Genomic DNA, 12,510 nt, shown 5'->3' with positions numbered 1-12,510 from the left:
GGCTAAGCGCCGTAGCGGCGCTGGCGGGTGCCGTAGGACCGCAGGGCCCGCAGGAAGTCGATGCGGCGGAAGTCGGGCCAGTTGGCGTCGTGGAAGTAGAACTCCGAGTGCGCCGACTGCCAGAGCAGGAAGCCGGACAACCGCTGCTCGCCGCTGGTGCGGATGACCAGGTCAGGGTCGGGCTGACCGCGGGTGTAGAGGTGTTCGGCGATGTGTTCGACGTCGAGGATCTCGGCCATCTCCTCGATGGTCCGGCCGGCCGCCGCCTGCTCGTGCAGCAGCGACCGCACGGCGTCGGCGATCTCGCGCCGGCCGCCGTAGCCGACCGCCATGTTCACCTCGACGCCGCCGGTGCGCTTGCGGGTCTTCTCCTGCGCCGCCTTCATCGCCGCGGCCGTGGTGGCGGGCAGCACGTCGAGCGCCCCCACCATCCGCAACCGCCAGGGGTTGCCCTCTTCGGCCAGCTCGGTGGCGAGGTCTTCGATGATGGTCAGCAGCGGGTCGAGCTCGGCCGCCGGCCGGCGCATGTTGTCGGTGGCGAGCAGGTAGAGCGTGACGTGCTTGATGGTCGCCTGGTCACACCACGCGAGCAGCTCCTTGATGCGGGACGCGCCGACCCGGTGGCCGTCGTTGGGGTCGACGAAGCCCATCTCGCGGGCCCAGCGACGGTTGCCGTCGCACATGACGCCGACATGCTGCGGCACCGGCATGCCTGCCAGCTTCCTGGCCAGCCGCCGTTCGTAGAACGAGTAGATGAGGGACCGCAGATTCATCGCCCCAAAGCCTAGTCATCCCGCGCCAGCGCTCAAGTGGGGCGGTACAGTTCCCGGCCGATCCGACCGATCGTGCGAAAGTCGAAAAGACCGTCAGCGAGTCCCAGATCGGTCATCCGGGCGAAGACCGCCTGGTCCTTGGCCGCCGCCCGGACCGCCGCGTCGACCATCGACGGCCGCCGGGTGAGGAAGGTCGCGAAGCCGGAGTGACGCAGGTGACGGCCGAGCCGGGCGCGCAGGGCGCGGGTGTAGGCGCGGCCCGGGTCGGCGGTGGTGGCGGCCGCGCCGGCCAGCGCGCCGGAGAGCACGGCGTAGAAGATGCCCTCGCCGGTCAGCGGGTTGATCAGCGAGAGGGCGTCGCCGGCCAGCAGCACCCGGCCGTCGGCGGGCGGCGGCCGATGGGTCGACAGCGGCAGGTGGTGGGCGCGCACGTGCTGTGCTCCGGTCACGCCGAGCATCGTCGCCAGGCGGTCCAGGAGGTATGCGCGGCTGAGCGGCGCCCCGCGCAGGACCTCGCCGTACCCGACGTTGGCGGTGCCGTCGCCGATCGGGAACGACCACGCGTACGCCGGCCAGCGCGCCTCCGTGGTCATGATCACCTGTTCGGCGCCGGTCGCCGGCGCGTAGCCGCGGATCGCGAACGCCACGTGTCCCGGCGGGTTGGGCCGCCGCCCGCACAGCCGCCGCACGGTCGAGCCGGCGCCGTCCGCCCCGATCACCGTCCCGGCCGTTATCAGCCCGTCGAGCACCGTGCGGCCGCCCTCCCGCCGCAGCTCACGCACGGTGTGCCGGCGGAACTCGACGCCCGCCGCCACCGCCGCCCGCACCAGCCGCTCGTCGAAGACCAGGCGCGGCACGGTGTGCGCCGGCCGGGGCAGGGGCCGCTCCACCGCCGCGCCGCCCGGCCCGATCAGCCGCAGCCGCTCGACCGGCGAATAGCCCTCGTCCAGGCCGGTGACGCCGAGGCCGGCCAGCACGTCGAGCGCCTCGGCGGCGATGCCGTCCCCGCACGGCTTGTCCCGCGGGAAATCGGCCCGGTCCAGCAGGAGCACGCCGGCGCCGCGCCGGCGGGCGGCGATCGCCGCGGTGGCGCCGGCCGGTCCGGCGCCGACCACCACCACGTCGAAGTCCACCCGCCTCGGATACCCACGAATCATCGCCATATCGCCCCGTCCCACCCGGCCCTTGTCCGATAGTTGATCGGTGGCTTCTTTGACTGGTGGTCGATGGTTCGGGAACCTCCGGGTCGGCGTCAAGATCGGCCTGGCCCTGGGCCTGGCCCTGCTCGCCGGGCTGGCGGCCGGCACGTTCGGCATCGTCGGCCTGAGCCGGGTCGACACCAACGCCAACGCCATCTATGCCGAGAATCTCCAGCCGGCGATGCAGCTGGCGGCGACCCAGGGGTCGTTCGACGACGCGCTCTTCGCGCTGGCGTTGTCGAACATCGCGACCACGAGGGCCGGCGCCGAGCGGCAGCGGGACGCCTCCCTGGCGGCGGCCAAGCAGGTCGACGCCGGCATGGCGGCCTATCGGGCGCTCGGGCTGGAGCCCGCCCAGGAGGGCGCGGTGAACCGGCTGCGGCAGGCCCTTCAGTCGTACCGTCAGGTCCGCGATGACCAGCTCATCCCGGCCGCCCTGGACAGTGACCACCCCCGGTTCGAGCGGGCCTACAACGAGAGCGCGGCGCCGCTGGTCGTCGGGGTCAAGCAGGCATTCGCCGACCTGCGGTCGATCGAGGAGTCGTACGCGTCGGACGCCGCGGCCAGCGCGCACCGCACCTACACGGTGAGCCGCAACCTGGTGATCATCAGCATGCTCGCCGGCCTGCTGCTCGCCGTCGGGCTCGGCGCGCTGACCATCATCCGGATCACCCGGCCGCTGAGCGAGGTCAACTCCACGCTGGCCGAGGTGGCCGACGGCGACCTGACCGGCGTCGTCGAGGTGCGCTCGAACGACGAGGTGGGCCGGATGGCCGGCTCGCTGAACCGGGCCACGAGCAGCATGCGCGAGACCGTGCAGACGCTCGGCACCGCGTCGCAGTCGCTGTCCAGCGCGGCGACCCAGCTCTCGGCCACCAGCACGCAGATCGGCGGCAGCGCGGGCCGGGCCAGCGACCAGGCGACCCGGATCGCGACCGCGGCCGAGGAGATCCGCCGCAACGTCGACACGGTCTCGGCCGGCGCCGAGGAGATGGGCGCGTCGATCCGGGAGATCGCGGAGAACGCCAACCAGGCCGCCGCGGTCGCCGGTCAGGCGGTGCAGATGGCTCAGACCACCAACGAGACGGTCACCAAGCTGGGCGAGTCGTCGGCCGAGATCGGCAACGTGATCAAGCTGATCACCGCGATCGCCGAACAGACCAACCTGCTCGCCCTGAACGCCACCATCGAGGCGGCCCGGGCCGGCGACGCGGGCAAGGGTTTCGCGGTGGTGGCGTCCGAGGTGAAGGACCTGGCCCAGGAGACCGCGCGGGCGACCGAGGACATCGGCGCCCGGGTCACCGCGATCCAGGCCGACACCGGCACGGCGATCACCGCGATCGGCGAGATCGACATGGTGATCACCAAGATCAGCGACTACCAGACCACGATCGCGGCGGCCGTGGAGGAGCAGACCGCCACGACGGCCGAGATGAACCGTGGCGTCGGCGAGGCGGCCACCAGCGTCGGCGAGATCGCCACCGGCATCGACACGCTGGCCACCACCACCCGGGTCACCACCGAGAGCGTGTCCGAGACCCAGACCGCCGCCGAGGAGCTGGCCCGGATGTCGGCCGAGCTGCAGAACCTGGTCGGGACCTTCCGGGTCTAGGGCCGGTCGTTTCTCGTCCGGATCAAGGCGTACGAGGACAGGGCGACCGCCACCACGAGGGGCGCGCCGTCGCGGACCAGCCCGTCCAGGCCGAGCAGCAGGTAGCACAGCGGCAGGTCGATCAGCAGCACCGCGGCGCCGGCCCAGGCCAGCACCACCCGCGCGAACCGCTTGCCCCGGAGCAGGAAGAACGTGGTCAGCAGCACGACGTAGCTGACACCGAACCCGGCCACGAACCAGAAGATCACGGCCAGCAGGTATTCCGGCTTGTCGCCCAGCTCACCGACCGAGATCAGGCACGGCACCAGCATCAGCGGGCTGTAGGTGAAGGCCGACACCCGCGCGGTCATCAGCCAGCCGCTGACCTCCCGGCGTGGCGCGCCCTCGTCCCAGGTGAGGCCGTCGCGCCCGAACGTCACCTTGCGCGGGTGCCGCACCAGGTGCTCGCCGACCGCGGGATGCCGGTAGAGCAGCGCCACCACGCTCACGCAGAGCACCACGAGCACGCCGAACCCGACGACGCCCGCGAACACCGGGGCGCCGGTCTGGGGCACCACCAGCCGGCCCACCGCGAAGATGGTCGTGACGGCCAGGATCAGCCCGAACGGCCGGGCGCCGGCCCGGCCCCGGCGGACCTGCGCGATCAAGATCAACCATCCGAGGGTACGCAGCAGCGCCCACCCGGTCCGCACCCAGAGCCCGAGGCCGGGCTCCGGGGCGTACCAGAAGTTGAGCAGCTCGACCACCACCGTGGCCGCCGCCGTCGCCGCCAGCAACCAGGTCAGCGCACGGACCGCGACCGGGCGCACGCTGCTCTCGACCGTCATGCCCGCCAGCGTAAGTAGTGGTAGCCCAGAGCGGTATTCGGCGAGCGAAAGCCGCCCTGGGCTACCACTGCTGGTTAGGCGAGCCGGGCGCGCAGCGCGTCCAACTCGGACCACAGCACGGCCGGCAGCTTGTCGCCGAAGCGCTCGAACCACTCGGTGATCTGGGGCAGCTCGGCCTCCCACTCGGCCCGGTCCACGGCCAGCGCGGCCGCCACGTCGGCGCGCGGGACGTCGAGGCCGGTCAGGTCGAGCGCCTCGGGCGTGGGCACGTGGCCGACCGGGGTCTCGACCGCCTCGCCGCCGCCGTCGAGCCGCTCGCAGATCCACTTCAGGACCCGGGTGTTCTCGCCGAAGCCGGGCCACAGGAAGCGGCCGTCGTCGCCGCGCCGGAACCAGTTGACGTAGAACACCTTGGGCAGCTTGGCCTCGTCGCCGGACGCGCCCTTGGCCATGTCCAGCCAGTGCTGGAAGTAGTCGCCGGCGTGGTAGCCGATGAACGGCAGCATGGCCATCGGGTCGCGGCGCACCACGCCGGTCCGCCCGACCGCGGCGGCGGTGGTCTCGGACGACAGCGTCGCGCCCAGGTAGACCCCGTGGGTCCAGTCGCGGGCCTCGCTGACCAGCGGGATCGTGGTGCGGCGGCGCCCGCCGAAGAGGATCGCGTCGATGGGTACGCCGCGCGGGTCGTCGTATTCCGGCGCGAGGATCGGGCACTGCTCGATCGGCGTGCAGAACCGGCTGTTGGGGTGGCTGGACGGCGCGTCCGAGGCGGGCGTCCAGTCCTGGCCACGCCAGTCGGTGAGGTGGGCCGGCGGCTCGCCCATGCCCTCCCACCAGATGTCGCCGTCGTCGGTCAGGGCGACGTTGGTGAAGACCGAGTTGCCGCGGGCCAGCGTCCGCATCGCGTTCGGGTTGGTGTGGAAGTCGGTGCCCGGGGCGACGCCGAACAGCCCGTACTCCGGGTTGGTGGCCCACAGCCGGCCGTCGGCGCCGAACCGCATCCAGGCGATGTCGTCGCCGACCGTCTCCACCTTCCAGCCCGGCAGCGTCGGTTCGAGCATGGCCAGGTTGGTCTTGCCGCAGGCCGAGGGGAAGGCGCCGGCGATGTACCGGACCCGGCCCTCGGGCGAGGTCAGCTTCATGATCAGCATGTGCTCGGCCAGCCAGCCCTCGTCCCGGGCGGCCACGCTGGCGATCCGCAGCGCGAAGCACTTCTTGCCGAGCAGCGAGTTGCCGCCGTAGCCCGATCCGTACGACCAGATCTCCCGCGTCTCCGGGAAGTGCGAGATGTACTTCGTCTCGTTGCAGGGCCAGGGCACGTCTTGCTGGTCGGGCGCGAGCGGTGCGCCGACCGAGTGCAGCGCCGGGACGAACGGCGCGTCGTCGCCCATCGCTTCCAGCACCGCGCTGCCCATCCGGGTCATGATCTTCATCGAGGCGACCACGTACGGGCTGTCGGTCAGCTCGACGCCGAACATCGGGTTGGGCGCGTCCAGCGGGCCCATGCAGAACGGGACGACGTACATCGTCCGGCCGGTCATGGAGCCGGTGTAGAGCTCGGTCATCGCCGACTTCATCTCGGCCGGCGCCATCCAGTTGTTGGTCGGCCCGGCGTCCGCCTCGTCGGCGGAGCAGATGAACGTGCGCTCCTCGACCCGGGCGACGTCACCGGGGTCGGTGCGGGCCCAGAAAGAACGTTCTTTCTTGCTCGGGTCGAGCCGCACCAGCGCGCCGCTCTCGACCAGCTCGTCGGTGATCCTCGTCCATTCGGCGTCGGAGCCGTCACACCAGACCACTCGGTCGGGGGTGGTGCGGGCGGCTACCTCGTCGATCCAGCTCAGGAGTCTCTTGTGGGCGGTCGGCGCATCAGGCACGTGATCTCCTTCGGTCGGCTCTGACCAATGGCGAAGCGGGCCGTGTGGGCGGCCGCGTTCTTGGAGTCACGTCAGACTAAGCCGCTAACACGTTCAGTTCATCGGCTGTAGCTGTGGATAACCACACAATCTTCGGCGTCCGTGCTCGTTACCTATCGTTCCTTCAATGCTGAGCGCAGTTCCGCGCAACAAGCCGTTCATTTCGCCTCGCCGAGGGCACTTTCACAAATCGGACTTAACGCCCTAAGCTGTCTGCTAATCGGGCTTTCCTCTCGCTCCCGGCTCAGGAGGCAGGAATGACGATCGCGGGCATGGACGACACGGACTCCGATCTGCTCGCGGCGGTGCGGGGTGGCGACACCGCGGCGTACGGGACGCTCTACCAGCGGCACCGCGACGCGGCCCGGCAACTCGCGTACTCGCTGACCCGCGATCCGGCCGAGGCCGACGATCTGGTCGCCGAGACCTTCGCCCGGGTCTTCGCCACCCTGCGGGCCGGCCGTGGCCCGCTCGCCGCCTTCCGCGCGTACCTGGCCACCACCCTCAGGCACGTCTGCTACCACCGCGCCCGGCGCGACCGCCGCCTCGAGTTCACCGACGACCTGACCCGGTACGACGCCGGCGAGCCGTTCCTCGACCCGACCCTGGAACGGCTGGAGCGCACCTACGCCGCCCAGGCCTTCCAGCAGCTGCCCGCGCGCTGGCGGGACGTGCTATGGATGACCGAGGTCGAGGGCGCCGGCCCGGCCGAGATCGCTCCCCGGCTCGGCCTCACCCCGAATGCCGTGGCCGTCCTGGCGCACCGTGCCCGCGAGGGCTTGCGCGGCCTCTACCTGCAACAACACGTCGCGGTCGCCGATCATCCGCAGTGCCGGTTCACCGGCGAACGGCTCAGCGGGCACGTCCGCGGGCGGCTCGCACCCCGCGAGGCGGTGCGGGTCGCTGCCCATCTGAACGGCTGCGCGTCGTGCCGATCGAAGGCCGCCGAACTGACAGAGGTGGACACGGTTCGCTACCCCCCGTATAGGCAACGTCACCATTCAGCACCGACCTGTTAAGAGTCGCTCACGACAACGGCGACCCCTGACGACCGCCGGTACTCTCGAACGCGTGCCCGAGACCTCGCCGCAGCCGCAGTACACGCTGCGAGAACGGCTGCTCGGCCTGATCCGCGAGGTGGGCAAGTTCGGCGCGGTGGGCGGCGTCGCGTTCCTGATCGACCTGGCGATCTTCAACCTGCTGCTCAGCGCCGACACCGAGAGCCGAGTCGCCAAGACGATCTCGATGCTGGTCGCCACGACCGTCGCGTTCCTGGGCAACCGGTTCTGGACCTGGCGGAACAGCCGGCACACCCACATGGCCCGGCAATACACCCTGTTCTTCGTGATCAACGGCGTCGGGCTGGGCATCAGCCTGGCCTGCCTGACGATCACCCACAACCTGCTCGGCGACGTCTGGCCGGTTCTGCGGACCCAGGCCGCCGACAACATCTCCGGCCAGCTGGTCGGCACGGCGCTGGGCACCCTGTTCCGCTTCTGGTCGTACCGCCGTTTCGTCTTCCCGGCCGATGTCGATGACGGCGCCTCGCCTGTGACTTCGGCTTCAGTCACGCGATCGTGACCCCTCTCCCGCGTCCCCTTCCCCGTAAGGTTGCCGAATGCCTTCAGCCCGCATGCTGACGGAACGACTGCGCCGGATCGCTCCCGAGGCCTTCGCCTTCGGGGTCATCGGCGCGGCCAACGCCGCCCTGTATTTCGCGATCACCTATGTCGCGATGCCGATCGGCGCCGTCAAGGCGACCGTCATCGCCACCGTGGTCACCACCACGCTGGCCTACTTCGCCAACCGGTACTGGACCTACCGCCACCACACGAAGACCGCGCTCCGGCGTGAGTACGCGCTGTTCTTCGGCTTCAACCTGGTCGGCATGGTGATCCAGTCGGGGTCGGTGGCGGTGGCCAAGTACGGCTTCGGGCTCACCGAGACCGACCACCGGTGGCTGCTCATGGGTGTGACCCTGTTCGCGGCCGGGGTGGCGACGCTGTTCCGCTTCTGGGCGTACCGCACGTTCGTGTTCCTGAAGCCGCCGGTGGACGGCCACGAGGCCGCGATCGCCGAGATGGACGTGGCCGCCGGGCTGGCCGAGCTCAGCGCCGAGGAAGACTTCGACGCGCAGCTTTCTGAGCTGGAGGAGCAGGAGCGGGCGGAGCGTCGCTGAGCTCGTCGTCCTCCTCGTCCTCGCGCAGGTGGTCCTCTTCGATCAGCTCGTAGAGGGTGGTCTGCAACTCCTGCACCCGCGGCACCGACTTCAGCACCAGCGCGGTGTCGCCGATCGAGTCGACGGTCATCGTGCCGCACCCGAACATGCGGTCCCACAGTGATTGCCGCACCACGTGGTCGTTCACGCGGGCCAGGGGCACGTCCCGCCGCTCCCGGGTCAGCACGCCCTCCTGGGTGAGCACCCGCTCGTCGGTGAACACGTAATGCGTGCACCGCCAGACCACCAGCGGCGCGACGCCCTTGGTCAGGGCGATGAAGAGGGCCAGCGCGCCGACCACGCAGACGCCGATCAGCCCGCCGTTGTTGTCGGGCAGCATCACCCACGCGACGATGGTCACGGCCAGCGAGAACAGCAGCGCGAGGGCCGGTGGCACGGCCGCCTTGGCATGGGGGCGGAGGTGGAGGACGACCTCTTCCTCCTCGGTCAGGACGTCGTCCGGGAAAGGCACGCGGTCAGCGTACGTGTCGCACGTCACCGGCCGAGACACGGTTCTCGGCGCCGTCAGCCGAACGGACCACCAACTGCCCGTCGGCGTCCACGTCCACCGCGGCGCCGACCAGGTCGCCCCCGGCCGGCCGGGACACCCGGACGTCCCGCCCGATCGTCGAACACCCTCGGCGGTACGCGGCCAGCAGCCCGCACATCTCGGCGTCGCCACCGGCCTCGCGCCAGCCCGAATACCACTGGGCCAGGCTCCGCAGCAGGGCCTTGAGCAGCGGATCGCGGTCGGCGCTCTTGGCCCCGGCGATCTGCAGGGAGGTGGCCGGCAGCCCGGTGACCGGCGGCAACTCGTCGACCCGGGTGGTCACGTTCAGCCCGAGGCCGACCACGACCGCGTCGCCGGCCACCTCGGCCAGGATCCCGGCGCACTTCGCATCATGCACCAGCAGGTCGTTCGGCCACTTCAGGTCGGCGTCCAGCTCGGTGATCCGGTGGACCGCCTCGCGCAGCGCGACCCCGGCCAGCAGCGGCAGCCAGCCCCAGCTGCGGCTGGGCACGTCGCCCGGGCGCAGCAGCACGCTGAGCGTGAGCCCGGCCCGCGGCGGTGAGACCCAGCCCCGGTCCCGCCGGCCACGCCCGGCGGTCTGCTCCTCGGCCACCACGACCAGGCCCTCCGGCTCGCCGGCCAGGGCGGCCTCGGTGGCGTCGGCGTTGGTCGACCCGGTCCGGGCCCGGATGTCCAGGCGGCGCCACAGGCCGCCGGGCACGACGAGCGCGCGCTCGAGGCTGCGCTGGCTGAGCGGCGGGCGCTCCAGATCCCGGTACGGCGAGGACATCCGCTCAGGCTAGCTCCGGGGCGTCGCCGGCTCAGCCCGGGTCGGCGGCGTGCCTGCTCCGGTAGACGTTGCTGCGCTCCGGCTGGGTGTTCGCCGACGGGCGGGGCCGGGGCCGCGGGCGGCTGCGTGGCGGGGTCTCCGGCTCGCCCGGCTCAGTTCCGGCCCGCCTTACCGCCCGGGGCTGGACGTTGTGCGTGGACCAGTGGCGCGGCAGCTCGATGCGACCGGCCGGTTGCGCCGGCGGCCACTGCGGCACGACCCTCGGCTGCTCCGGCTGCTCCGGCTGGTCGACGGGGCCGAACCGCAGGCTTCCGGTCGGCTCCGGTTCGTCGATCGGGTCGAAGCGGGACGGGTGCACCGGGGCCTGGGGCAGGCGCTCGACCGGGGTCGGCCAGCCGTACGACTCGTCCGGGATCGGCGTCCAGTAGTCGCCCGACGCCGGCTCCTCGTCCTGGTACTCCGGGCGCACCCAGCCCTCGATCCGGTCGCCCTCGCGGATCGGGCGCTGCTTCGGCGCCGATTGCTCGGCGGCGGGCATGGCGGCCAACGCGCTGGTCGGCTCGTCGACCACCCCGTTGCGCGGCCGGAAGCGGCCCTTGACGGCGTGGGTCGGTCCGTCCTTCCCCGGCCGCTTTCCCTCCCGCTTTCCCTCCCGCTTTGCCTCCCGCGGCAGCCCGGTCGGGACTCCCGGCCGCTTTCCCTCCCGCTTTCCCTCCCGCGGCAGCTCGATCGGGACTCTCGGCACGTCGATCGGGGCCGGCGGCGCTTCGATCGCGGCTCGGGTGGGCGCCGCGGGCAGGGCGGCCAGCACCTGCCGCCGGCGGCGGGCCCGGATCTGCGCCGGCACCGTGATCGTCGACCCGCCCCGTCGCCGCTCGCCCCGGGCCTCGACCCCGCCGCCACCCCAGAGGACGTGCCGGAACCCGATCAGGGTGGCGATTCCCCCGGCGATCAGGGCGAGGCCGGCCGTGGTCATCCAGTTCGTCACGGGTGGAGTAACGAATAGGGCATTCGGTACGAAACGCCACCGTCCCATCCTCCGAACGGTCTGGATACGATCACCTCGTGACCCTCCAGCAGGACGCCCCCACCCCGGGCGAGCAGCAGATCGACGTGCACACCACGGCCGGCAAGCTCGCCGACCTCGACCGGCGCATCCAGGAGGCGGCGAACGCCGGTTCGGAACGCGCGATCGAGAAACAGCACGCCCGCGGCAAGAAGACCGCCCGCGAACGCATCGCGCTGCTGCTCGACGAGGGTTCCTTCGTGGAACTGGACGAGCTGGCCCGGCACCGGTCGACCGCCTTCGGGCTCGAGCAGAACCGGCCGTACGGCGACGGCGTGGTCACCGGCCACGGCACCATCGACGGCCGGCAGGTGTGCGTGTTCTCCCAGGACTTCACGGTCTTCGGCGGCTCGCTCGGCGAGGTCTTCGGCGAGAAGATCGTCAAGGTGCTCGACCTGGCCATGAAGATCGGCTGCCCGATCATCGGGATCAACGACTCGGGCGGCGCGCGCATCCAGGAGGGGGTGGTCGCGCTCGGGCTGTACGCCGACATCTTCTTCCGCAACGTACGGGCCAGCGGTGTCATCCCGCAGATCTCCCTGATCATGGGCCCCTGCGCGGGCGGCGCGGTCTACTCGCCGGCGATCACCGACTTCACCGTGATGGTCGACCAGACCTCGCACATGTTCATCACCGGTCCCGACGTGATCCGCACGGTCACCGGCGAGGACGTCGGCATGGAGGAACTGGGCGGCGGGCGTACCCACAACAGCCGCAGCGGCAACGCGCACTATCTGGCGTCGGACGAAGAGGACGCCATCGACTACGTGCGCGCGCTCCTGTCGTACCTGCCCAGCAACAACCTGGACGAACCGACCACCTACCCCCTCGACGCCGACCTCGACCCGTCCCCCGCCGACCTCGCCCTCGACACCCTGATCCCCGACTCGGCCAACCAGCCCTACGAGATCAAGACCGTGATCGAGGCGGTGGTGGAAGACTTCCTCGAGGTGCAGCCGCTGTACGCGCAGAACATCGTGGTCGGCTTCGGGCGGGTCGAGGGGCGACCGGTCGGCGTCGTGGCCAACCAGCCCATGCACCTGGCCGGCACGCTGGACATCGCGGCGTCCGAGAAGGCGGCGCGGTTCGTGCGCACCTGCGACGCGTTCAACCTGCCCGTGCTGACCTTCGTGGACGTGCCCGGCTTCCTGCCCGGGACCGGCCAGGAGTGGGACGGCATCATCCGGCGCGGGGCCAAATTGATCTACGCGTATGCCGAGGCGACGGTCCCCAAGGTCACCGTCATCACCCGGAAGGCGTACGGCGGCGCGTACGACGTGATGGGTTCCAAGCACCTCGGTGCCGACATGAACTTCGCCTGGCCGACCGCGCAGATCGCCGTGATGGGCGCCCAGGGCGCGGTGAACATCCTCTACCGTTCCACGCTGGCCGCCGCCGACGACCCCGCCTCCCGGCGCGCCGAGCTCATCCAGGAGTACGAGGACACGCTGGCCAACCCCTACATCGCGGCCGAACGCGGCTATGTGGACGCGGTCATCGCCCCGGCCCGGACGCGCGCTCAGGTCACCCGGGCGCTGCGGGCCCTCCGGACCAAGCGCGAGACGCTACCGCCGAAGAAACATGGAAACATCCCACTGTGA

General features: G+C 71.3%; 12 protein-coding genes. 5 read left to right on the top strand and 7 right to left on the bottom strand.

Annotated elements, in window-relative coordinates; translation table 11 throughout:
• Positions 1-2: 2 nt before the first annotated feature.
• On the bottom strand, positions 3-773 hold the full coding sequence (locus tag AB0O15_RS04945) for an isoprenyl transferase (protein WP_364314127.1): 771 nt from the start codon (positions 771-773) through the stop codon (positions 3-5).
• Between the two features lie 32 nt (positions 774-805).
• Complete coding sequence (locus AB0O15_RS04940) at positions 806-1,906, bottom strand: NAD(P)/FAD-dependent oxidoreductase (protein WP_364314124.1); 1,101 nt, start codon at positions 1,904-1,906, stop codon at positions 806-808.
• A gap of 70 nt (positions 1,907-1,976) precedes the next feature.
• Here AB0O15_RS04940 and AB0O15_RS04935 point away from each other — a divergent pair, with 70 nt between their 5' ends.
• On the top strand, positions 1,977-3,584 hold the full coding sequence (locus AB0O15_RS04935; RefSeq protein ID WP_364314122.1) for a methyl-accepting chemotaxis protein: 1,608 nt from the start codon (positions 1,977-1,979) through the stop codon (positions 3,582-3,584).
• Here the strand turns inward: AB0O15_RS04935 and AB0O15_RS04930 are convergent.
• Complete coding sequence (locus AB0O15_RS04930; protein ID WP_364314119.1) at positions 3,581-4,411, bottom strand: hypothetical protein; 831 nt, start codon at positions 4,409-4,411, stop codon at positions 3,581-3,583. The two genes, AB0O15_RS04935 and AB0O15_RS04930, sit on opposite strands and share 4 nt — an antisense overlap.
• Positions 4,412-4,485: 74 nt before the next feature.
• The gene (locus AB0O15_RS04925; protein WP_364314117.1) at positions 4,486-6,285 is read right to left on the bottom strand and encodes a phosphoenolpyruvate carboxykinase (GTP); all 1,800 of its coding nucleotides are present in this window, start codon (positions 6,283-6,285) and stop codon (positions 4,486-4,488) included.
• A gap of 311 nt (positions 6,286-6,596) precedes the next feature.
• On the opposite strand from AB0O15_RS04925, the gene AB0O15_RS04920 reads away from it, so the two are divergent.
• Genes AB0O15_RS04920 through AB0O15_RS04910 form a run of 3 tightly spaced genes read left to right on the top strand, consistent with a single transcriptional unit; the run spans position 6,597 to position 8,503 of the window.
• Entirely contained in the window at positions 6,597-7,343 is a 747-nt protein-coding gene (locus AB0O15_RS04920) for a sigma-70 family RNA polymerase sigma factor (protein WP_364314114.1), read from the top strand.
• Between the two features lie 52 nt (positions 7,344-7,395).
• Complete coding sequence (locus AB0O15_RS04915) at positions 7,396-7,905, top strand: GtrA family protein (RefSeq protein WP_364314111.1); 510 nt, start codon at positions 7,396-7,398, stop codon at positions 7,903-7,905.
• Between the two features lie 37 nt (positions 7,906-7,942).
• Positions 7,943-8,503, top strand: coding sequence for a GtrA family protein (locus AB0O15_RS04910; RefSeq protein WP_364314108.1), 561 nt, complete (start codon positions 7,943-7,945; stop codon positions 8,501-8,503).
• On the opposite strand, the gene AB0O15_RS04905 is transcribed toward AB0O15_RS04910, so the two are convergent.
• Genes AB0O15_RS04905 through AB0O15_RS04895 form a run of 3 tightly spaced genes read right to left on the bottom strand, consistent with a single transcriptional unit; the run spans position 8,433 to position 10,831 of the window.
• Positions 8,433-9,014 carry a PH domain-containing protein gene (locus AB0O15_RS04905; RefSeq protein ID WP_364314105.1) on the bottom strand — a complete coding sequence of 194 codons (582 nt, stop codon included), beginning with the start codon at positions 9,012-9,014 and terminating at the stop codon, positions 8,433-8,435. The genes AB0O15_RS04910 and AB0O15_RS04905 overlap by 71 nt on opposite strands.
• Before the next feature lie 4 nt (positions 9,015-9,018).
• Entirely contained in the window at positions 9,019-9,843 is an 825-nt protein-coding gene (locus AB0O15_RS04900) for a biotin--[acetyl-CoA-carboxylase] ligase (protein WP_364314102.1), read from the bottom strand.
• A 31-nt stretch (positions 9,844-9,874) separates the two neighbouring features.
• Positions 9,875-10,831, bottom strand: a complete 957-nt coding sequence (locus AB0O15_RS04895; protein ID WP_364314099.1) for a hypothetical protein — start codon at positions 10,829-10,831, stop codon at positions 9,875-9,877.
• Between the two features lie 77 nt (positions 10,832-10,908).
• Here AB0O15_RS04895 and AB0O15_RS04890 point away from each other — a divergent pair, with 77 nt between their 5' ends.
• Positions 10,909-12,510 carry an acyl-CoA carboxylase subunit beta gene (locus AB0O15_RS04890; RefSeq protein ID WP_364314096.1) on the top strand — a complete coding sequence of 534 codons (1,602 nt, stop codon included), beginning with the start codon at positions 10,909-10,911 and terminating at the stop codon, positions 12,508-12,510.

Source organism: Actinoplanes sp. NPDC089786, assembly GCF_040684855.1.
Classification (GTDB): Bacteria; Actinomycetota; Actinomycetes; order Mycobacteriales; family Micromonosporaceae; genus Actinoplanes.
This window is presented reverse-complemented; position numbering and strand designations above follow the sequence as displayed.

What these genes read in the sequence shown, in the direction of transcription:
- AB0O15_RS04920 (WP_364314114.1), top strand. Translation starts at nt 6,597, where the DNA reads ATGGACGACACGGACTCCGATCTGCTCGCGGCGGTGCGGGGTGGCGAC.
- AB0O15_RS04900 (WP_364314102.1), bottom strand. Translation starts at nt 9,843, where the DNA reads ATGTCCTCGCCGTACCGGGATCTGGAGCGCCCGCCGCTCAGCCAGCGC.
- AB0O15_RS04945 (WP_364314127.1), bottom strand. Translation starts at nt 773, where the DNA reads ATGAATCTGCGGTCCCTCATCTACTCGTTCTACGAACGGCGGCTGGCC.
- AB0O15_RS04910 (WP_364314108.1), top strand. Translation starts at nt 7,943, where the DNA reads ATGCCTTCAGCCCGCATGCTGACGGAACGACTGCGCCGGATCGCTCCC.
- AB0O15_RS04930 (WP_364314119.1), bottom strand. Translation starts at nt 4,411, where the DNA reads ATGACGGTCGAGAGCAGCGTGCGCCCGGTCGCGGTCCGTGCGCTGACC.